General features: G+C 54.9%; 24 protein-coding genes and 1 pseudogene. 15 read left to right on the top strand and 10 right to left on the bottom strand.

The features are described 5' to 3' along the window. Positions 1-127 precede the first annotated feature (127 nt). Both IM294_RS01645 and IM294_RS01640 read left to right on the top strand, forming a co-directional pair. Positions 128-325 carry a hypothetical protein gene (locus tag IM294_RS01645; RefSeq protein WP_008502331.1) on the top strand — a complete coding sequence of 66 codons (198 nt, stop codon included), beginning with the start codon at positions 128-130 and terminating at the stop codon, positions 323-325. A 1-nt stretch (position 326) separates the two neighbouring features. Beyond that, on the top strand, positions 327-1,103 hold the full coding sequence (locus IM294_RS01640; protein WP_045261405.1) for a hypothetical protein: 777 nt from the start codon (positions 327-329) through the stop codon (positions 1,101-1,103). A gap of 67 nt (positions 1,104-1,170) precedes the next feature. On the opposite strand, the gene IM294_RS01635 is transcribed toward IM294_RS01640, so the two are convergent. Both IM294_RS01635 and IM294_RS01630 read right to left on the bottom strand, forming a co-directional pair. Continuing rightward, positions 1,171-1,572, bottom strand: a complete 402-nt coding sequence (locus IM294_RS01635; RefSeq protein WP_028013054.1) for a VOC family protein — start codon at positions 1,570-1,572, stop codon at positions 1,171-1,173. Between the two features lie 85 nt (positions 1,573-1,657). Beyond that, on the bottom strand, positions 1,658-2,239 hold the full coding sequence (locus tag IM294_RS01630) for a TetR/AcrR family transcriptional regulator (protein ID WP_126818027.1): 582 nt from the start codon (positions 2,237-2,239) through the stop codon (positions 1,658-1,660). Between the two features lie 101 nt (positions 2,240-2,340). Between IM294_RS01630 and IM294_RS01625 the strand changes: the two genes are divergently transcribed. The 7 genes and pseudogenes from IM294_RS01625 to IM294_RS01600 all read left to right on the top strand — a co-directional run bounded on the left by IM294_RS01625 (position 2,341) and on the right by IM294_RS01600 (position 9,589). Next, positions 2,341-2,808, top strand: a complete 468-nt coding sequence (locus IM294_RS01625) for a nuclear transport factor 2 family protein (RefSeq protein ID WP_126818026.1) — start codon at positions 2,341-2,343, stop codon at positions 2,806-2,808. Between the two features lie 84 nt (positions 2,809-2,892). Continuing rightward, positions 2,893-3,206: pseudogene (locus IM294_RS22005) on the top strand (PTS sugar transporter subunit IIB). Positions 3,207-3,402: 196 nt separating this feature from the next. Continuing rightward, entirely contained in the window at positions 3,403-4,017 is a 615-nt protein-coding gene (locus IM294_RS01620; protein ID WP_047368492.1) for a TetR/AcrR family transcriptional regulator, read from the top strand. 74 nt (positions 4,018-4,091) lie between these two features. Further along, positions 4,092-5,201 carry an efflux RND transporter periplasmic adaptor subunit gene (locus IM294_RS01615; protein ID WP_126818025.1) on the top strand — a complete coding sequence of 370 codons (1,110 nt, stop codon included), beginning with the start codon at positions 4,092-4,094 and terminating at the stop codon, positions 5,199-5,201. Beyond that, entirely contained in the window at positions 5,198-8,287 is a 3,090-nt protein-coding gene (locus IM294_RS01610) for an efflux RND transporter permease subunit (protein ID WP_126818024.1), read from the top strand. Before IM294_RS01615 ends, IM294_RS01610 begins: the two co-directional genes overlap by 4 nt. 34 nt (positions 8,288-8,321) lie before the next feature. Continuing rightward, on the top strand, positions 8,322-8,915 hold the full coding sequence (locus tag IM294_RS01605) for a TetR/AcrR family transcriptional regulator (protein ID WP_028013051.1): 594 nt from the start codon (positions 8,322-8,324) through the stop codon (positions 8,913-8,915). 74 nt (positions 8,916-8,989) lie between these two features. Continuing rightward, positions 8,990-9,589: an NAD(P)H-dependent oxidoreductase gene (locus IM294_RS01600; RefSeq protein ID WP_126818023.1), complete on the top strand. Its 600-nt coding sequence runs from the start codon at positions 8,990-8,992 to the stop codon at positions 9,587-9,589. Between the two features lie 51 nt (positions 9,590-9,640). Here the strand turns inward: IM294_RS01600 and IM294_RS01595 are convergent, their stop codons facing one another. Further along, positions 9,641-10,117 (bottom strand): WbuC family cupin fold metalloprotein, encoded by a 477-nt coding sequence (locus IM294_RS01595; protein ID WP_126818022.1) that lies wholly within the window; start codon positions 10,115-10,117, stop codon positions 9,641-9,643. A gap of 293 nt (positions 10,118-10,410) precedes the next feature. Between IM294_RS01595 and IM294_RS01590 the strand changes: the two genes are divergently transcribed. Then, positions 10,411-10,881, top strand: coding sequence for a hypothetical protein (locus tag IM294_RS01590; RefSeq protein ID WP_126818021.1), 471 nt, complete (start codon positions 10,411-10,413; stop codon positions 10,879-10,881). Between the two features lie 42 nt (positions 10,882-10,923). On the opposite strand, the gene IM294_RS01585 is transcribed toward IM294_RS01590, so the two are convergent. Further along, positions 10,924-11,850 carry a LysR substrate-binding domain-containing protein gene (locus IM294_RS01585; protein ID WP_126818020.1) on the bottom strand — a complete coding sequence of 309 codons (927 nt, stop codon included), beginning with the start codon at positions 11,848-11,850 and terminating at the stop codon, positions 10,924-10,926. Between the two features lie 186 nt (positions 11,851-12,036). Here IM294_RS01585 and IM294_RS01580 point away from each other — a divergent pair, with 186 nt between their 5' ends. Next, the gene (locus tag IM294_RS01580) at positions 12,037-12,474 is read left to right on the top strand and encodes a VOC family protein (protein ID WP_126818019.1); all 438 of its coding nucleotides are present in this window, start codon (positions 12,037-12,039) and stop codon (positions 12,472-12,474) included. A 45-nt stretch (positions 12,475-12,519) separates the two neighbouring features. On the opposite strand, the gene IM294_RS01575 is transcribed toward IM294_RS01580, so the two are convergent. Beyond that, positions 12,520-13,413 carry a dihydrodipicolinate synthase family protein gene (locus IM294_RS01575; RefSeq protein WP_126818018.1) on the bottom strand — a complete coding sequence of 298 codons (894 nt, stop codon included), beginning with the start codon at positions 13,411-13,413 and terminating at the stop codon, positions 12,520-12,522. 21 nt (positions 13,414-13,434) lie between these two features. Next, positions 13,435-14,130: a B3/4 domain-containing protein gene (locus tag IM294_RS01570; protein WP_126818017.1), complete on the bottom strand. Its 696-nt coding sequence runs from the start codon at positions 14,128-14,130 to the stop codon at positions 13,435-13,437. Positions 14,131-14,173: 43 nt separating this feature from the next. Here IM294_RS01570 and IM294_RS01565 point away from each other — a divergent pair, with 43 nt between their 5' ends. Continuing rightward, on the top strand, positions 14,174-14,776 hold the full coding sequence (locus IM294_RS01565) for an XRE family transcriptional regulator (RefSeq protein WP_126818016.1): 603 nt from the start codon (positions 14,174-14,176) through the stop codon (positions 14,774-14,776). Between the two features lie 127 nt (positions 14,777-14,903). Next, positions 14,904-15,524 carry a LysE family translocator gene (locus IM294_RS01560; protein ID WP_045261416.1) on the top strand — a complete coding sequence of 207 codons (621 nt, stop codon included), beginning with the start codon at positions 14,904-14,906 and terminating at the stop codon, positions 15,522-15,524. Between the two features lie 53 nt (positions 15,525-15,577). Here the strand turns inward: IM294_RS01560 and IM294_RS01555 are convergent, their stop codons facing one another. Beyond that, a complete protein-coding gene (locus IM294_RS01555; RefSeq protein WP_028013041.1) occupies positions 15,578-16,372 on the bottom strand; it encodes a helix-turn-helix domain-containing protein in 795 nt (264 codons plus the stop codon). Positions 16,373-16,481: 109 nt separating this feature from the next. Between IM294_RS01555 and IM294_RS01550 the strand changes: the two genes are divergently transcribed. Next, positions 16,482-17,273 (top strand): sulfite exporter TauE/SafE family protein, encoded by a 792-nt coding sequence (locus tag IM294_RS01550; protein ID WP_126818015.1) that lies wholly within the window; start codon positions 16,482-16,484, stop codon positions 17,271-17,273. Between the two features lie 116 nt (positions 17,274-17,389). Here IM294_RS01550 and IM294_RS01545 read toward each other — a convergent pair whose 3' ends face one another. Beyond that, on the bottom strand, positions 17,390-17,872 hold the full coding sequence (locus IM294_RS01545; RefSeq protein WP_126818014.1) for a glutathione peroxidase: 483 nt from the start codon (positions 17,870-17,872) through the stop codon (positions 17,390-17,392). A 136-nt stretch (positions 17,873-18,008) separates the two neighbouring features. On the opposite strand from IM294_RS01545, the gene IM294_RS01540 reads away from it, so the two are divergent. After that, complete coding sequence (locus tag IM294_RS01540; protein WP_063437324.1) at positions 18,009-19,280, top strand: serine hydrolase; 1,272 nt, start codon at positions 18,009-18,011, stop codon at positions 19,278-19,280. On the opposite strand, the gene paaY is transcribed toward IM294_RS01540, so the two are convergent. Both paaY and paaX read right to left on the bottom strand, forming a co-directional pair. Beyond that, complete coding sequence (paaY, locus tag IM294_RS01535) at positions 19,189-19,785, bottom strand: phenylacetic acid degradation protein PaaY (RefSeq protein ID WP_028013037.1); 597 nt, start codon at positions 19,783-19,785, stop codon at positions 19,189-19,191. The two genes, IM294_RS01540 and paaY, sit on opposite strands and share 92 nt — an antisense overlap. A 9-nt stretch (positions 19,786-19,794) precedes the next feature. After that, positions 19,795-20,730, bottom strand: a complete 936-nt coding sequence (gene paaX / locus IM294_RS01530; protein ID WP_021241337.1) for a phenylacetic acid degradation operon negative regulatory protein PaaX — start codon at positions 20,728-20,730, stop codon at positions 19,795-19,797. Positions 20,731-20,791 lie beyond the last annotated feature (61 nt).

The raw sequence follows: 20,791 nt of genomic DNA, 5'->3' as shown, positions 1-20,791 counted from the left end.
TCACTTGACGGTTTTGTAGACCGGCTAAGGTGTAGCCGCCACCCGGCTTTCACTTTCAGGTTATCCTTAAGGCAAATTCAGCCGTCATCTTCCAGGCTTATCCTTTTTATTCATAAGGATGCCTGACATGAAACGTTTCTTTCTCTCCCTATTCTCAAGCCCGGAATCCTTACTGCAGGTGATGAGTCAGCAGGAAATTATTGAAGCCGTGGAAGATGGCGATCGCATCATTATCGACCAGGACGGGAACGCCTCGGTGAACTACAAGAGCAACGAGGTGCGGCAGGACTTTCTGCGTCACGTTAACGCGCTGAAGAGGGCCTGATATGGGAACGGCGATATTTATGGTGCTCATGGTCTGCGGGTACTGGTACACCAGCCGCGACCTGTCGACCCGCTTTAAAATCAAGCGTTCCTTTGGCTGGGACGTCTATTTTCTCGTCGCGCTTTACGGCTGTATTTTCGTTCTGCAGGGCGTAATCGCCACGGGATTGCTCTGGCTGCTGCTGTTCGCCCTTTCCGCCGCCAACAACGCTTTTCACTTTGCCTCACCGAAATACACCGACTGGCAAATCGACTTTATGAACTGGAGTTTTTTAGGCATTCAGGCTCCGGTGGTCGTGATGCTGGCGTTTGCTATCCTGTTTTGCCTCTACCGCTCTAACTGGGCAGGCAGCGCCAGGCTGGACGGCGAGAGCCGGAAAAAGCTCTACAAACGGCTTGCGCAGGCGAGCGGGATTGAACAACTGCTCTATCAGTGTATGGAGCAAGGCGAGCTGGCGCAGGTCACACTCCGGTCGCGGCGGATTTACGTCGGCATGATCCACACCGCGACGCTGGAATATGAAAAAACGGCCAATATCGTGCTGATCCCAATGTTGAGCGGGTACCGGGATGCGAAGACGATGAATCTGCGTATCGAGAATAATTACAGCAGGTGGTATGCGGAGCATGACATTACGCTCGACTCTGAACCCCGCAGCGCCATGTCATTCCGCAAGGTGATTTTGCTTAATCAGATTGAGAGCATATCGCTGTTCGATCCTGCCAGCGCCAGCGCGCTGTCGCTTGCACAGCGGGACGAGAGCCAGACGTCCCCATAATGTTGAGTACGCTCTGCTGGGAAGCGTGCACGACGAAAGGCGAATGACACATCATTTATGGTGATATTCACGGTTGCGCATTCTGATAAAGATCCCAGCGGTTGCCGTAAATATCTTCAAACACCACCACCGTACCGTACTCTTCCTCACGCGGTTCTTCGCAGAAATGAACGCCTTTTGCTTTCATGGCATGGTAATCGCGCCAAAAGTCATCCGTCTGAAGGAACAGGAAAACTCTTCCACCGCTTTGATTACCGATAAAACCTTCCTGCCTTTCGTTGGAGGCACGAGCCAGCAGGATATTGCAGTCGCTTTCCGGGTTGGGTGAGACGACGACCCAGCGTTTCCCCGGTTGGGGCGTATCCTCTACGAGGGTAAAACCCAGCCTGTCGGTGTAGTATTCAATGGCGCGATCGTAGTCATCAACCACGATAGCCACGCATCCCAGGCATCGTTTCTGCGTTCTCATATTTTTCGTTTCCTTTGGATAAATAGCTTACCGATTCGGTGAGTCGATATTCCAGCTACCGTAATACTTGCGGCAGATTCAGGACTTATTTCTGACCGGTCAACGCCTCTAATCCCCTTTTTAGCACATTTATTACCGTCTCTGAATCCATGCCCATCTGTGCATGAATAATGGCGCCGTCAATAAGCAGCATGATTTCATTGACGACGCGCTCATCAGCGATCTTCGTCAGCAACGCAATCATATTCTTAGTTTCGATTTTATGACCGCGGCATATCGCTTTTATTTCGCTTTCTATATCTTCGGATTTGGCTTCTGCGCTGGCATTAATAAACGCGCAGCCGTGGAACTCGGGCGAAATAAACCATTCATAAAGGGTTGCAGATATCGCATCAGAAGGTATTTCGCCTTCATCAAGATGTCGACGCAGCGTGGTCTCAAACCAGTTAATCCATATTTCATGTCGATAGTGCAGGTAGGCGAGAATCAGTAAACTTTTACTCGGAAAATAGCGATAAAACGTCACCTTGGTCACCTTCGCCTCTTTAATCAGCGTATCCACCCCCGTCGCCCTAAAGCCATTAGAATAAAACAGATCGTGCGCCGTCAGTAATATTTTATCCCTGACGCTGATTTTTGCTTCGTTGCCTGCGTGCTCGGTTTTCACTTTTCGGTAGCCTCAAAACGGATGTTGACAGCGTTATTTTTCAGGCATAGATTAGCGCAAGTAGACAGACCTGTCTACATCATCACACAGAGGTTATCGCTATGAACACTCGTCCTCCATTACCGCCCTTCACTCGCGAAAGCGCCATCGAAAAAGTCAGACTGGCCGAAGATGGCTGGAACAGTCGGGATCCGGCGAAAGTCGCGCTGGCCTATTCGCTGGATACCCAATGGCGCAACCGTGCGGAATTCGCCAATGGCCGTGAAGAAGCCCAGGCGTTTCTGGCGCGGAAATGGAAAAAAGAGCTCGACTATCGTCTGATTAAAGAGCTCTGGGCATTTACGAGCAACCGGATCGCGGTGCGCTATGCCTATGAATGGCATGATGATTCCGGCAACTGGTTCCGCTCGTACGGCAATGAAAACTGGGAGTTTGAACCGGACGGACTGATGAAGCGCCGTTTTGCCTGCGTTAACGATATGCCGATAAAAGAATCCGAGCGACTGTTCCACTGGCCGTTGGGTAGACGCCCGGACGATCATCCCTCATTGAGCGATCTGGGGTTATAGTTTTGTCACCAAAATCAGAGATAGCGCGCATTTCGGTGACCACCTCAGGACTACCCTATGAGCGGTTTTCAGGAGGAACAAAATATGAAAAAGCTTCTGATATGTTGTTTGTTCGGTAATACCGCAAACGCTCTTGCCAAAAAAATGCAGTCCCTGGCAGAACAAGAAGGCTATCCACTGATGATTAGCGCCGTTGGGCTGGATAACTTCGCCAGCGTCGCCCCGCTTTCGACGGTTTTCTTATCGCGCCGCACATTCAGTACAAACTCGACGAGATACACGCAACGGTGGGCAATACACGTTCAATCGCTATCATTGAGAGTCTTCCCTACGCGTCTCTGGACGCGAAGAAGGTGTTGAATTTCGTAAAGGAGCAAATGCCTGAACTGGCTGCCTGACAGACAAGGCCGCATCGCTATTGCGGCCTCCTCGTCCCCGCAGACAGATAGATGCCATAACGCGCGAAAAACAGTGATACACTTACCCCACCTGGTTGATCGTCCCGTCTGAACGGCTCACGACGAAAACGGATGTAACCAAAATACGAAATGGTCACTCGTTGTCAATCGTAGCTCGTCACGCTAAGCTTACATAATGACTAAAACTATGAACGCCCCATCAATACGTGGTCCACTTGACCATTCTGTCAGAGAGCAAATCGTCGAAGCGGCCTTTGAGCACTTCGGTCACTACGGCTATGAAAAAACCACCGTCGCCGAGCTGGCGAAATCTATCGGTTTTTCAAAATCCTACATTTATAAGTTCTTTGATTCCAAGCAAGCTATCGGCGAGGTGATCTGCGCTAACCGCCTGGAGCTGATCATGACGGCCGTGCTTTCCGCCATTGCGGATGCGCCGTCAGCCAGCGAAAAAATCCGCCGTCTCTTCAAAGCACTTACCGAGGCCGGAAGCGAGCTGTTTTTCCACGATCGCAAGCTCTACGACATCGCCGCCGTCGCGTCACGGGAGAAGTGGCCTTCGACGGAAAGGTATACCGAAAGCCTCCTGAAGCTGATTGAGAGCATCATTATCGAAGGCAGACAGGCTGGAGAGTTCGAAAGGAAGACGCCGCTGGATGAGGTCACCTGCGCCGTTTACATGGTGATGTGCCCTTACATTAACCCCGTTCAGCTGCAGTACAACCTTGAAACTGCCCCAACGGCAGCGGTACTCCTCTCCTCACTGATTTTAAGAAGCCTGGCCCCCTGATTAGTGACCATTGACTTTATTGGTCACTAATCACAGAATGCGGAAACTGTCCTGCTACTTCAAAAGGGTTTCCCATGCTCAGGCTCACTTCAGCCCGCCTTGCCATATGTCTTCTGCCGTTTGCCCTCGCGGCATGCGGCGATATTTCCGCGAGTGACGATCCGCGCACCAGGCCACCGCTTGTCAGATCCGCCTCCGTCGAGATGGCGAATCCAGCCGCTCGCACCTTTACGGGCGTGGTGGTGGCAAGAACGCAAAGCGACCTGGGCTTCAGGGTTCAGGGTAAAATCCTCGAACGTCTGGTGGATACCGGGCAGACTGTCAAACAGGGCCAGCCCTTACTGCGCCTGGATCCGGTTGACCTGAAATTACAGGCTCAGGCGCAGCAGCGCGCGGTGGATGCTGCCCAGGCGCGGGCGAGAAAAGCCACCAGCGATGAGGCGCGTTATCGCGGTCTGCTGGCATCCGGCGCGGTGTCCGCCGCGGAGTACGATCAGATTAAAGCGGCGGCCGATACGGCCAGGGCGGATCTCAGCGCCGCCCGGGCGCAGGCCAACGTGGCGCAAAACGCCACGGGCTATGCCGTCCTGCTGGCGGATTCAGACGGCGTGGTGATGGAGACGCTTGCCGAACCCGGTCAGGTGGTCAGCGCCGGGCAGGTGGCGATCCGCCTTGCCAGAGCGGGACAGCGCGAAGCGCTCGTGCAGCTTCCGGAGACGCTGCGCCCTGCCGTCGGTAGCGAAGCACGAGCCACGCTTTATGGCCGTGAACAACACCCGGTCACTGCCACGTTGCGCCTGCTGTCTGACTCCGCGGATGCCACAACCCGGACGTATGAAGCACGCTACGTGCTGGCTGGCCAGCTGGCGAACGCGCCGCTGGGGGCGACCGTCACGCTCAGCCTTGAAGACCCGAAAGCGGAAGGTCAGGCCATGCAGGTCCCGCTGGCCTCACTCTATGATGCGGGTAAAGGGCCCGGCGTCTGGCGTATTTCCGCCCAGCCGGCAAAGGTCACATGGACGCCGGTTAAGGTGCTGAGCGTGGGCGAAGATGCGGTCCAGGTCACGGGCGGCGTGAAGCCCGGGGAGAAAATTGTTGCGTTAGGCGCCCATCTTCTGCACGAAGGTGAAGTTGTCAGGCTGGCAGAACAACGCCATGCCGCTCCGGCGGAGAACGCGCCATGAGCCAAAGTCGCTTCAACCTGTCCGCGCTGGCCGTCCGCGAGCGTTCCGTCACGCTGTTTCTGATCGTTCTGGTGACGATTGCCGGTATTTACGCTTTTTTTGGACTGGGACGCGCGGAAGATCCGCCCTTCACCGTGAAGCAGATGACGGCAATTGCCGTCTGGCCGGGCGCAACCGCGCAGGAGATCCAGGATCAGGTGGCCGAACCGCTGGAAAAGCGCCTGCAGGAACTCAAATGGTATGACCGTACGGAAACCTATACCCGCCCCGGCATGGCGTTTATCACCCTGTCACTGCAGGACAAAACCCCGCCTTCTGAGGTGCAGGAGGAGTTCTATCAGGCGCGTAAAAAGCTTGGGGATGAATCCCAGCGTCTCCCGGCGGGCGTCATCGGCCCGATGATCAATGACGAATTCTCGGATGTCACCTTTGCCCTCTTTGCTCTGAAAGCAAAAGGCGAACCGCAGCGGCAGCTGGTACGCGATGCCGAAGGCCTGCGCCAGCAGCTTCTGCACGTTCCAGGGGTCAAAAAAGTGAATATCATCGGTGAACAGGCCGAGCGGATTTATATCGCCTTCTCCCATGACCGTCTGGCGACGATGGGCCTCTCACCGCAGGATATTTTCAATGCCCTCAACGACCAGAATGCCCTGGCCGCGGCGGGCGCCATTGAGACCCGGGGCGCGCAGATTTTTATCCGCCTGGACGGCGCGTTCGATGAACTGCAGAAAATCCGCGATACGCCTTTAGTCGCTCAGGGCAAAACGCTCACGCTGTCGGATGTGGCAACGGTTGAACGAGGCTATGAAGATCCCCCGACGATGCTGATACGCAATCAGCATGAACCCGCCCTGCTGCTGGGTGTTGTCATGCGTGAGGGCTGGAACGGCCTGGCGCTGGGTAAAGCGCTGGATGCGGAGACGGCGAAAATCAATGATAGCCTGCCGCTTGGCATGACCCTAACCAAGGTCACCGACCAGTCCGTGAATATCCGCTCGTCGGTCGATGAGTTTATGATCAAATTCTTCGTCGCCCTGCTCGTGGTTATGGTGGTCTGTTTTATCAGCATGGGCTGGCGCGTGGGCGTGGTGGTCGCGGCGGCGGTCCCGCTGACGCTGGCGGTCGTCTTCGTGGTGATGGAGGCCGCGGGAATAAACTTTGACCGCGTCACGCTGGGCTCCCTGATCCTCGCCCTCGGCCTGCTGGTTGACGATGCCATTATCGCCATCGAAATGATGGTGGTGAAGATGGAGGAAGGTTACGACAGAATCAAAGCCTCAGCCTACGCCTGGAGCCACACCGCCGCGCCGATGCTGGCCGGTACCCTGGTGACGGCGATTGGCTTTATGCCGAATGGGTTTGCCCAGTCGACCGCCGGGGAATACACCAGCAATATGTTCTGGATTGTCGGCCTCGCCCTGATTGCCTCATGGTTTGTTGCGGTGGTGTTCACGCCGTATCTGGGGGTGAAGATCCTGCCGGCGATCCCTAAAGTGGAAGGCGGCCATGCCGCCATCTATAACACGCCTCGCTATAACCGTTTTCGCCAGCTGCTTGGCCACGTTATCGCCAGAAAATGGCCTGTGGCCGGGTCCGTGGTCGCCATTTTCATTCTGGCCGTGCTCGGCATGGGGCTGGTAAAAAAACAGTTCTTCCCGACCTCCGATCGCCCGGAAGTGCTCGTTGAAGTACAGATGCCTTATGGTACCTCGATTGCGCAAACCAGCGCCGCTACTGCAAAAATAGAAGCGTGGCTGGGCAAGCAGCCAGAAGCCAAAATCGTCACGGCCTATATTGGTCAGGGCTCGCCCCGTTTCTATCTGGCAATGGCCCCCGAGCTGCCCGATCCCTCTTTTGCGAAAATCGTGATCCTGACGGACAGCGAGACGTCACGCGAGGCGCTCAAGTTCAGGCTCAGGGAGGCCGTCGCCAGCGGCCTTGCCCCCGAAGCCCGCGTGCGGGTGACGCAGCTGGTGTTTGGCCCCTACTCGCCTTTCCCGGTTGCCTGGCGCGTGTCAGGGCCGGATGTCAAACAGGTGCAGGACATCGCCGAACGGGTGAAAGCCGTGCTTCAGGCAAGCCCGATGATGCGAACCGTTAACACCGACTGGGGCTCGCGCGTTCCGGTGCTCCATTTCACTCTCGATCAGAACCGCCTGCAGGCGACCGGCTTAACTTCCAGCGCCGTTGCCGGGCAGCTTCAGTTCCTGCTCTCAGGCGTGCCTGTCACCTCCGTGCGGGAAGATATTCGATCGGTAGAGGTCGTTGCCCGCGCGGCGGGTGATATCCGCCTTGACCCGGCAAAAATCGAAGGATTTACCCTGGTCGGCAATGCGGGACAGCGCGTGCCACTGTCTCAAATTGGCAAGATAGAGGTCGGCATGGAAGACCCGGTCCTTCGCCGTCGCGATCGCACCCCCACGATTACCGTACGGGGCGATATCGCCGACACTCTTCAGCCGCCGGACGTGTCGGTCGCCATCATGAAGCAGCTCCAGCCGATCGTTGATACGCTGCCGGCCGGCTACCGCATTGACATGGCGGGGTCGATTGAGGAGTCGGGCAAAGCCACGCAGGCCATGCTACCGCTGTTCCCAATCATGATTGCCCTGACGCTGCTGATCATCATTTTGCAGGTGCGCTCACTCTCCGCGATGGTCATGGTGTTCTTAACCGCGCCGCTGGGGCTGATTGGCGTTGTGCCGACCCTGCTGATATTTAATCAGCCGTTTGGCATCAACGCGCTGGTCGGCCTGATCGCCCTTTCTGGCATTCTGATGCGCAATACGCTGATCCTGATCGGTCAAATCGATCATAACCAGAGGGACGGCCTCGATCCGTTCCAGGCGGTGGTCGAGGCGACGGTCCAGCGAGCGCGGCCGGTCTTACTCACCGCCATGGCGGCCGTGCTGGCGTTCATTCCCCTGACGCATTCGGTATTCTGGGGCACGCTGGCCTGGACGCTGATCGGCGGCACGCTGGGCGGGACGATCATTACGCTCGTCTTCCTGCCCGCGATGTATGCGATCTGGTTCCGGATCCGCCCGGTTGAACAACGTGTGCAGCATGCCACGGAAAACGTGTAAACTACCATCAGTAGATAACTGACCTGAGGCAAGCATGGTTGTTAAGCGCTTAAGAAAAGAGGACCGCCGCGTGCAGCTGCTGGAGGTTGCGCGAGGGATCGTGCGTCAGCAAGGCACGGAGGCGTTGACCCTTGGCTATCTGGCAGAACGGGCCAACGTGACCAAGCCTATCCCCTACGACCACTTTGGCGATCGTGAGGGGCTGCTGATGGCACTGTATCAGGACTATAGCGATCGGCAGCTGGCGAAATTCCGCGAGACGCTGGCGGTAGACAGCAAAACGCTGGAGAAGACGATCCGCTTTTTCAGCGCGGCCTATATCGACTGTGCCATTGCCGCCGGGCCTGAAACCGGGCCAATCGCCGCGGCGCTGTCCGGTTCCCGGGCGCTGCAGACGTTTCGGGAAGCATGCGTGGCCGAATGCGCCGACTGCCTGCGCACCGCGCTTTCTCCTTTTATCGTCTTAAAAGGTGTTCAGGGAGAAGCGGTACTGACGGCCATCATTGGCGCGGCGGAGGCCCTCAGCACCTCGGCGGGCAACGGCGTGCTCGCCCGGAATGTGGCAGAAGATATGCTCTGCGGCGCCATGACCGGGGTGCTTGAGACCTACGCGAATAGCACAAAATGATCGCCGGGGGCGGATTGACACCTAAGTTACCAATAGTAATATAGGCATCACTTCTCCCCCATCTGGAGGTCGCTATGTCTGCAACCCATGCCATTAAAAATGCGCTGATCGTGACGGCACACCCGATCGACAATTCGTTGTCCCATACGCTGGCAGCTCGTATTGCCGGGAAATTACGCGAGGAAGGTACGCAGGTTGAGATCGCCGATCTGCATGCTGAAGGGTTTAATCCGGCGATGACCCGCGCCGATCACGATTTGTATCACGGCGATCCGAGCGCCCTTCCCGACGATATTCTGCGCGAGCAAAAGCGCGTCGAGCGCGCGGATATGCTGGTATTCGTCTTCCCGGTGTACTGGTGGTCGGTTCCCGCGCTGTTGAAAGGCTGGTTCGATCGCGTGTTAACCCTGAACTGGGCGTATAAGGTGGCCGACGACGGCCGGATTGTGGGCAACTTACGTGATGTTCCCGTCCGCCTGATTGCCACCGGCGGTAGCGATCTTACCGGCTTCGACAAACACGGCTATTCGACGGCGATTCAGACGCAGATAATCGAAGGGGTATTTGGCTTCTGCGGGTTGAAGAACGTTAAGCTCGAAATCCTTTACCAGGCAGACACGGCTACGCCTGAGCAGGTTGAGGAATTCCTGCAAAGACTCGGCGACATCCAGTAAACCATACGGTGCTGGCGCGCTTTTCTGCGCGCCGGGAACACTACAGGAAAATTACAGGGTAAAACGCCTATCACCCACCTGCGCCTGGGCGTACCATTTCATCAACTCTACAGTACCTGGCGCGTTCTCAGCAGGCGACCACGGGGCGGTATCGTGCTCAGGCACGGGCTGATACGCCCCGTGTTTTACCTCAAAAATGACGCCGCCTTTATCCAGCGACAGCACGGCATGCCAGGTTCCGGCATCCATCTCCAGGACTTTACACTCTTCGCCTAACACCACGCGCCGGGTCACGTTTCCGCTGTCGTCAAAATTCAGCACCAGAAAGCGACCGCTCAGCGCCGTCAGCAGTTCAAACGTGTGCGGATGGCGATGGGGGCGGACATAGGTACCGGGTTCCATTGCAATGGCCAGGCGCTGCACCGGATCGCTCAGGTCAGGGTGTAAATTACGGTGTGCGCGTAAGCGAGGAGAATGTGCGGCCTGCTCGCTTTGCTGCTGCATGTCACTAAAAGTAATTTGTTTCATATAAGCCTTTGAGAATGTGGCGATTAACGGCAAGCCGATTGCTGCACGACGTTATACCATCCTGAAAAGCCGATAAGCTAAGGCATTTGTGAAACAAAACGCTGCCGTGAGAGGATCTGCAATGTTGGAGCCCAGAGCGCCACATTGAGTAAAACTCACATTAATGCCAACTATTTATCGTTTTTCAAACATAACCGCACTGAAATACCATCCATTTACCCCTGGTATACCGCTGTCAAAAACAGATAGCGACGTAAAAACAATAAATAATAATGTGCGGATATGGAGCACCTATGACACTCGATGTTTTATTCCATTTATTGAAAACCCTCTCACCAGAAAAAAGCACCGCTGATGAAAAAATACCTGCGCTAATCACCTTACTTTCCTCAGAAAGTCATCGTTCAGAAGCGCTTTCGCCATTTATACATCGACTGCACCTGCTCTCATTTGCCCAGAACGCTCCTGGCAATGCCGAGGAGCTACTCTCAGCACATATTACAAAAGACGTCGGACTCTTCCCCCAGCCTGACTTCGCGGACTGGCCACGGGTGCGTTACGCCGAGTCCGGTGAAGTACAGACACCGGAATCAGAAGAGTATTTTCGTAAAGTGACCTCGGCTGCCAATGTGCTACGTTCTTCGCTGATCGACGAAGAGCGCGCAAAGGGGACGCCAGCGCTTTATATTCTGGATAAATTACTTAACCTGAATAGCGCACTGCCGGAAAGATATAAGAAGATGGCGAATATACCCTACGCGTAAACTTATTAAACAGGATAGTCCGTAAGGAATATCCTGTTTAATTTAAGACAGCCGCTTTTCATTATACTCAAGACAGACGATATCCAGCGAAGGAACGACCGGCGAATTGAGGTTAAGCCAGGCCAGCAACCGTTCAATACTCTGTCCTCTGAGCGAATTTTTCGGCCAGACAAGATAGTACCCGTCCCCTGTTGCTATCGCCTCCCGGAAGGGCAGCGCGAGCAAGCCGCTTTTCAGCGCGTCGAGCGTGAGCCGGAGATCGGCCATCGCCACGCCGTGTCCGTGCATGGCCGCAAGGCTTCCCTGCTCCAGGGTGTCGAACACGATCCCGCCGCTCATGTCGAGGCCGGGGAATAAGCCCGTCCTTTTCAGCCAGCGCTTCCAGTCCCGTCGGTCCGGTGACGGATGAATAAGATCGCACTCAGGAAGCTGATGCCGGGCAGACTCGAGCAAAGACGGCGTACAAACCGGAATAAGCCATTCGCTGAACAGTAGCCTGCTCTCCGTTGACTCGCCGAAATAGCCGTTACCGAGGAGGATCGCACAATCGTAGGGCTCGCTGCTGAAGTCAACCGTGTCGAAGTCCATCCAGACGCTGGCGATTTCGATTTTCGGCTTCGCATGATTCTCCCGAAAGGATTTAAGCACATTGAGAAGCCATCGCATCGTCAGGGTGCTGGGGGCTTTGAGGCGCAGAAGATGGTTTTCACTTTTGAATGCGCGACAGGCCCACTCAATATTCGAGAAACTTTCGCTAAGCTGCCCGGCCAGAATACGCCCGGCGTCGCTGACTTCCACTCTAGGTCCCTGCCGTTTAAACAGCTCGCAGTCGAACCACATCTCAAGCGTGCGGACATGCCTGCTGACCGCCCCCGGCGTGATGTTCAGGACTTCAGCCGCTTTGCTGAACGAGTTCAGCCGTGCGGCAACTTCGAATGCGCGCAGCGCATACAGTGGCGGTAAAGACATACATTCCCTTTTTGGAAGGTGTAATCATACAGTTTTTGTATTATCGGCACACGATGACGTCAGCCAACATTTTTTATCGCCGGGGCTTCCAGCTGAGGTATGCCGATGATCCTGGCCTGGATGGTGATGAATATAGCTACTTTGAGATAATCTCTGTTCAGACTGACGGAAAAGAGGATATTTAAAGTGCTGGCTTATATCACGATTGGGACAAATGACTTTCAGCGCGCCGTGAACTTTTATGACGCTATTTTTAACGTGCTGGGCTATACACGTCTGCCCGCCTGGACTGATAGCTGGGCAATGTGGGGAAACGAAAATCATCCGGATGACGAATTTTGCTTCTGCATTTGTCCTCCTTTTGACCAGCAACCCGCGATGGCGGGAAACGGGACAATGTTCGCTTTCAGAGCAGATAACGCGGACATTGTCAGACGCTTCCATGCAGCGGGCCTCCGTGCGGGTGGGAAAAATGAAGGCGTGCCCGGTACACGAACCGCCTACGGCCCCGACTTTTATGTTGCCTATCTGCGCGATCCTGACGGGCATAAACTGGCGTGCGTTTGCCAGCATTATTCTCCTGATGCAGATAAGCTATCAGGCGAAGAAGAGTCACTTCAATAATAAAATTTTGCGGTAAGGACCGGTAGACACCCAGTCCTGCGGAGATCACTTCAGCTCCAGCGTGCTTATCACATGGGCAATATCCGCGATGTCGCCAGCTGACAACGGTTGCAGAGGGCGAGGCAGGCAATCCATGTCGGTAAGCCCAAGCACGCCAGCCGCAGCGGCAATAACGCGAATACTTCCGCCATGTTTACGGAACAGCGACCACAATGGCTCAAGGCGGGTTGTCAGGGCTGCAACGCGTTGACGATCGTTTGCCGCCGCGGCTTCAGTGATTTGTTTCGCCATCTCAGGGAACAGACCGCCACACACGGAATACCACACTTCACAACCGGCGTTTAATCCCAGTCCCGCATAAGCGTCGCCACTGATACCGATTGTTACGCCAGGGTGCAGATGTTGACGTAACGCCTTCACCCGCTCAGTCGCTGCAGCGGGGCTATTCGGGACGCCAGGGATCTTGACCGAGCGAACACCCTCAAGTGATGAGAGACGACCGTGGAGTTCATCCGTAAAGGTAAAATGCGTCGTGCCCGGATTATCATAGATACACACCGGTACAGACACGTGCCGGGTAACGGTCTCAAAGAGTGAGAAGACTTCTTCGTCACGGAGTGGCTGGTAGCTGACCGCCGGGATTAACAGCGCATTCGCACCAGCGGCCTGTGCATCATCTGCCAGATGCAGAATGGCATCGGTACTGACCGCTCCCACACACACCATCACGGGGATGTTCCCTGCATGCTGTTTGGCCAGCGTTGCTACGCGCTTGCGCTGCTCCCGGGTCAGATAGGCGTAGCTTCCGGTTGACCCCAGGATGCCCATAGAATCAACCCGAGCGTCTGTAAGACGGGAAAGAATATGGCTGAAACCCTTTTCATCCACGCCGCTGGCGGTGACTGGGGTTAATGGAAATGCCGACAAGCCAGTAAACATACATGTTTCTCCTGAAGGATATTACTGCTGTGGTTCTTCGATGAGAGCAACGTCAAACCACAGACCGGGCATCATTTTTTCCAGGCCGTCGGTCAGCATTTTTCCGGCTTCGTGAAGCGTCTCCAGCGGCATCTGCGGGAGACTCTCCAGAATGAACCACATTTGCTGCGCTTCCACGCCTAAGCGGGTTCTGATCCCCTGTCGCCAGTTCCAGCGACGGCAGGTCACGCCGATATCATCACACCAGATAACCTCACCTTGTGAAGGATACTCAACGGTGGTCTCTCCCTCTTTGACCGTATCAAAAGGTTCTGTTCCTTTTGCCACAGTCAGACGCGGCGCCCCCTGATAGGCAGAGAGATCCTCTCCACCAACCGGAACGGCATAGCGGAGACTGACGGCATTATAAAGATCAACGACAGGATCGAGCGCTGGCATCGTTCCGTCACGTAAGACGCGCTTGCGTAACGCATCCGCTGAGCAAGGGGTGCGTTTAGGTTTAGCCCCAAATTTTTGAAAAACGTCGGCCCATGCCGCCAGATGAGATTCCGCCCAGGCAGGCTCACCGGCCAGAACCGCCTCACAGGCTTCTCGCAGCGCTGTTTCTCCAGTGCCGGGATTAAGCACTGGCGCAGCTTTTACGCGGATACTGAGCGCCCGAAAACCGGGAGCAATACGATAAATTTCAGGAGAAATTGACGGAGATACTGTTAACACGTGATAATCCTGTAATGACCAATTTATTCCATGATAATGACCAATGACCAAAAAAGTCAATTTAATGACCGATGCAAATTCGATCGCCAGCTCCGTGAATGAAGCCGTATCGCAGCGAATTAAACTGTATCGTAAGCAAAAGAAAATCTCCCTTGATGAACTCTCGCGTCAGGCGGGTGTAAGTAAGGGAGCGTTGGTTGAGATAGAGGGATGCCGGGCGAATCCCAGCATTGCCCTGTTATGTCGCCTGGCTGCCGCGATGGGGGTTTCGGTGGCTGATTTTGTGGATGTCAGTGCCAAACCGACCGTGCATCTCATTGCTGAAGATGAGATCCCAGAATTGTGGCAAGGTGAAACAGGCGGGAGAGCGAGATTGCTCGCAGGGTCGGGTGGCCCTGATATGACCGAGCTCTGGATGTGGGAAATGCAGCCCGGGGAAAAGTTTGCGTCACCCGGCCACGCGGAAGGAACGCTTGAACTGTTTTATGTTCAGTCGGGCACGCTCACACTCGGCGTACAGGATCACGTGTATCGGGTAAATACTGGCTGTTCGGCAACTGCCAGAACGGACGTTCCTCATTTCTATGAAAACCGGGAGAAGAACCCATTGGTATTCATCATGACAGTGCATGAGAAAGCGTCCTGAGTTGTAGTCCGGTATGCCAGCAGGGCTTGTCTCATTAAAGCAATTTACAATTTATTCACATAACTGCCTTTGTCTAATTGATTGGCGCAAAGTAAGGGGGTAACATCCACTCTTTCGGATAAAGAAAATGTCTGTTACTGATTCTCTCCTTGCCTTCTCTCTCGCTGCACTACTGCTCACCCTCACTCCGGGCCTGGATACGGCACTCATTCTAAGAACGGCATGTGCTGAAGGTGGAAAGAAGGCTTTTCAGGCAGCTCTTGGAATTGATACTGGCTGTTTTATCTGGGGCGCACTTGTTGCGCTGGGACTGGGAGCGCTGCTGGCGGTGTCAGAGCTCGCTTATACCATGCTGAAAATTTGTGGTGCGACTTACCTTTGCTGGCTGGGTTTACAACTGCTGAGGCGGCCACGTTCATCTTTCAATCACGGCGATGGCGTTAATCCTTCAGCGGGGAACTGGTTTATAAAAGGAATGCTGGGAAATGTACTCAATCCTAAAATGGGTATTTTCTATGTCTCTTTTTTACCTCAATTCATACCTGCCGGGCATTCCCCTTTTGTATGGACTTTTATACTTGTCAGCATTCATGTCGCAATAGGGACAATGTGGTCAGTCACGCTCATTTTATCCACGCACTTTGCATCAGCCATACTGAAGAAAAGCAGTGTTGTCAGGGGAATGGACAGAGCTACAGGAGGATTGTTTTTGTGCTTTGCGGCTAAACTTGCACTCAGCACAAGATAACCTGATTAACGCTAACACAGCTCAGAACGTCCGCTGTGGTCACATAACTGATGTTATGAACGGTGCCCTGTGAAGCTTTTGAAATCAAGCCGATAATACGAAGGCGGCTGTCCCGTGACACGGCGGAACATCGTGGCGAAAGATGATGCATTGTCGTATCCGAGAGTGAGTGCCACTTCATTCACCGGTTTACCTGTTATCAGCAACGTCAGTGCACTGACGACACAGGCTCGCTGTCGCCATGCAGAAAATGACATGCCGGTTTGCCGTAAGAAAAGTCGACGAAAGGTACTGGCGCTCATAAACAGCGTACTGGCCCAGCGCTCAGCAGGATCGTGGATTGAGGGGTTGAGTAAAAACGCCTGACAAAGAGCCAACAGAGCCGGATGTTGTGGCAGCGGAATATCGAATTCGCGAACCGGCATTTCCGCCAGTTCCAGTAACAGCAGATTTACCAGCGCACGATCGCGTGCGCTGTCATACATCAGCGGCAAATCCACGGCATCAAGCAACAACTGACGTAACAATGGCGATACGCTGATCACCTTACAGTGTCGATACTTAATCGATCCCGTCACGCATGTTGGTTCAATATATAAGCTACGCGTGGTCACACCTACAAACCGGACAGCGTGAGGGGTTTCGGGTGGGATCCATACTGCATGTTGTGGGGGAACAACCCACTCTCCGTTACAGGTTGAGACGTACATGAGACCCGTTGCACCATACAGCAGCTGCGCGCGGCGATGTTGGTGTTGTGGCAGTATAAATCCCTGCGCATAGTCATTGCCTAACGCCACCACTTCACGATCGAGCTTATCGACATCTTCAATTTTTACGTTGCGCACACCGGTCTCCGTCTGAACGATTTACAAAGGTAATTGAGCGCTGCGCAAATGGGAAGCAGGATGCTACCGGTATAAGCTGCTCGCTCATTTTCTGGTCGGGGATAATCTCTTGAACGATATCGCAATTATTGCACTGGCAGGCTTTACTACCGGTATCACCACGGTGCTCTTTGGTTTTGGGGGCGGTTTTGTCGTGGTGCCATTTGTTTATCAACTGATGCTGCGGCAGTCTGAGCTGGCAGGAAACGCCATGCATATCGCGGTTGCTACCTCAACGGCGGTGATGATATTTAACGCGGGCTGGGTCAGCTATCGAAACTGGCGCGCCGGCAAACTTTCAGCGCAGACATTGTTCCCATTATTATGGTTTATCGCCATCGGGGCTGTCGTGGGTTCCTGTCTGGCGGGAGTCTTCAGCGAGAATATTGTTCGCGCACTGTTCATTCTTTATATGCTGGTAACCATTGGCGATTGTTTGTTGCGAAAAGGTTTTTTTAGCTGCAGTTCCCCGCGTCGCTTGTCACTTTCTGTGGTAACGGGCGGCGGATTGATCATCGGCATGATAGCCGCATTGCTGGGCGTGGGTGGCAGCGTGATGACAGTGCCATTATTACGGCGACACGGCTATGCGATGGGTGAATGTATTAGCGCTTCTAACCCGCTTTCTCTGCCTGTCGCGCTGTGTGGTGCCGTGACGTATGCAGTCATTGGTTGGCAAAATATTCCGGTGAGCGGATTTCTCGGTTTTATCAGCCTGAAAATTTTAGGCCTGTTGGTACTGACGGGCTGGGCTGGAATAGTTTTTAGCCGTCGGGTTATACCTGCTTTACCTGACATATGGCACGCACGAATCTATGTAATACTGCTGTGCCTGGTGCTACTGGCGATGCTGCTCCAGTAACCCCATCCATCGCGGCGACTACTGGGCTACCTGTACCAACGTCCGCTCCTGGCACAGAGCGGACATTATGAATTTCGGCTATACCCGGCAAATGGATGGCTCTGGCGACAAAACACTCACCTTCCCAGTGCCGCAACAATTGCCCCCTCCATTTTCTCTGGCGTCGTCATCGGTGCAAAACGCTTGAGCGGCTTACCGTCGCGTCCGATCAGAAACTTAGTAAAGTTCCACTTGATCCGCCCACCCAGCATGCCAGGCAATTCGCTTTTCAGATAACGAAAAATCGGATGTGCTGCGGCGCCATTGACCTCAACTTTCCCGAACATGGGAAAACTGACGCCGTAGTTAATGTAACAGGTCTTTGAGATTTCATCGGCGTCGCCGGGTTCCTGTTTACCGAACTGGTTGCAGGGGAAGCCCAGCACCACTAACCCTTGTTCGGCGTATTTCTTGTATAGCGCTTCGAGACCCGCATACTGAGGCGTAAAGCCGCACTGGCTGGCGGTATTGACGACCAAAACCACCTTCCCCGCATAGTCGGCCATTGAGATAAGACTGCCATCCAGGCGGGTGGCGGTAAGCTGATGAAAGCGTGTCATGCTGAAATCCTCAAAGCAGGCCGAAAAGCTGCTATGACCACCCACGCGGCGGCCTCCGTACAGAAAGTTTACATTCAAACAGGCTAAGTGTGATACATTCCCGCCGCGCCAATGACCACCACACTCGCTATCAGGTATGCAGAACATCACAAAAAAAATTCGCTGGCTTCTGCTTGCTATCCCATTCCTCAGCGGTTGTGGCACGCTCTCGCAAATGTCCTCCCCGGAAGGTACCCAGGAACTCCTCACCCATGAATCGCTGGATGGCGACGTTGACAGCGTGGTGCGTCACTACATGGCGCAAAAGTCTGTTCCAGGAATGACGGTCGCGGTAATCCATAATCACGGCTCACCTCAGTTTTACACTTGGGGCGTTACCGATGCGGTCAACCGCTACCCGGTCAGGCCCGATACCCTGTTTGCGCTCGGCTCGCTCAGCAAAGGGATCACGGCGGAAGTGGTGGCCTGTCTGGTGAGTGAGGGGCAACTGAACTGGAACGACAGCCTGGCGACATTGCTACCGCCGGGAACGCCGCTAAGTAAGGATGCACAAAAAATCACCCTGCTGGAGCTGGTAACCCACACCTCCGGCCTTCCGCGCCAGAATATGGACGTTCCGATGCTCGGAAAATTCATCCGCTACTTAGGCACGGGTGATAATTTCTACGGTGAACTGGACAGCGATAACGTGCTGCGTTATCTGGCGAACTGGCGCGCGCCGAGAGATAAAACGCCGCAATACTCGAATACCGGCTACGCCCTGATTGGCTATATCCTGAAGCACAAAACCGGCGAAGATATACAAAGTTTAGCGTCACGCTATATTTTCCGTCCGCTGCATATGGCTAACAGCAGCTTTACGCCCCAGAAGCTCAAAGGATACCCCCAGCGGGCGCTTGGCCACGCGGGCGATCAGCCAAAATTCATCCCGCGCGGGCAGCTGACGCCAGACTGGCATTTTTCCAACAACATGGTGGCGGCGGCAAGCCTGTACAGTAACGCCGAAGATCTGGCGGCCTATGCCCGCTATCACGTCTCTACGACCCACAATCCCTTGCTGGACAGCGTCTTTGACGAAGTCAGAAATACCGATATTCAACGCCCCGACGGGGTGCAGGGCATTGCCTGGACCACCGACTTTATCGGTCTGGAAAAAATCACCTATCAGGTCGGCTATATCGGCGGCTACTCCAGCTTCATCGGCTATGACAAAGAGAAAGGCAATGCGGTGGTGGTGCTGCAGAATATCTTTAACTGGAGCAACTATATTGGCATCGCGCTACTGATGGATATGGCGAAAAAAGACGGCCTTACCCCTACATCGCCGACTTCGGCCTTAAGTTCTCGTCAAACGCCAGCCGTTTCCGGTCAGGCTCAGCCTCGCGCAGCGGCTCAACCTGGTGCATAGTTAGCTTGCAGCGCTCCACCAGCACTTGATACTCCCGCGTGCCCTGCCGCTTCCACGCCATCTCCTGCTCGCTCAGCTCGCGAATCGCTTTGGCCGGGCTGCCGATAATCAAGTGGTTGGCAGGCATCTCCGCTTTCGCCTTCACGAACGCCGCCGCGCCGACGATGCTGTTTTCACCAATCACTGCCCCGTCCATCACCACCGCGTTCATACCCACCAGCGCGTTGCGGCGGATGATGCAGCCGTGCAGGATGGCGCTGTGGCCGATATGCCCCTCCTCCTCCACCACCGTGTCCTGCTCCGGGAAACCGTGCATCACGCAATTATCCTGAATGTTCGCGCCATCTTTCACCACGATACGGCCAAAATCACCGCGCAGGCTGGCATTAGGGCCAACATATACGCCTTTACCCAGAATTACGTCGCCAATCAGCACCGCCGTTGGGTGAACATAGCTCTCGTCAGGTACCACCGGCGTCAGACCGTCAATTTGATAAACGGGCATCTTCACTCCTTATGCGCTTGTAAGACCACCAAAGCGTTGATAGTAGAGCGTGCCGGGCACGGGCAGTTCGCCCACGGAGGTTTCGCCCTTCTCGCTGACAAACGCCAGCGCCCCCGGCGCGACACGCTGATAGATATTAATGCAGAGCTGTCGGGCGCTTTGCCCCGCCCAGTGCGCGGGCAGTAGCTCCTCCGGCAACAGTGGGTCTTTCAGCACCACGCGGCGATAAAAGTGAATCAGCAGCAGCTGGATCTGGAAGCAGCGCTCCGGCGTCAGCTCCTCCGGCGCGGCCTCCTTCAGCAGCGGCAGCAGCGGGCGGAACGAGTTGATAAACGACTCGTACATCGCGTTTTGCTCGGTTAACTGCCAGCACTCTTCCACCCGCGAACGCAGCGCGGCGCGGGAGAGCGCCAGCGGCGAGTGGGCTTCGAAGAAGATCACGTTTTCCGCCACGCCGGCATCGTGAAGCAGGGACTGCACGTCCGCCAGATGCTGCGACGGCGAGGCCATCAGGCTCGGTGCAAGCGTGCCAAATCCTTGCCAGATGAGCTGTTTTTTCACATCCGCGAGCGTAGTTTTATCCAGCCCTTCGGAAAGCAGCAGCAGCCATTTGCCGTCCCAGGCGGGCAGCTCTGCGCGATAGATCTTATTCTCCGCGCGACGCGTCAGCCGCAGCCCCTTATCGCTCAGGCGGTAAAAGCTTCGCCGCCCGATGCGGGAGACGTCCAGCCAGCCCTCTTTGTTGAGGCGAAACAGCGCGGTGCGCACGAAGCGCTCGCCAAATCCCATGCCTTCCAGTAAGGCGGCCAGGCTGCCGAGCCAAATCTCGCCGCCGCGGTGGGAAAGCGCGTCACCGTATAACGAGGAGATAAGCGACGTTCCGCTGACGGGAACCGAGCTGACCGCGTGCTGGATAAAGGCGTCGAGTTTATTCATGTGATTCATTCTGTTGTTATTTTTGTCCTGGATGAATCATAGCATAAGCCCCTCACCCTGGCCCTCTCCC

Source organism: Enterobacter cloacae complex sp. P43RS (genome assembly GCF_014930585.1).
Lineage (GTDB): Bacteria > Pseudomonadota > Gammaproteobacteria > Enterobacterales > Enterobacteriaceae > Enterobacter > Enterobacter bugandensis.
The sequence above is the reverse complement of the archived record's forward strand: the minus strand, read 5'-3'. Positions and strand labels throughout refer to the sequence as shown.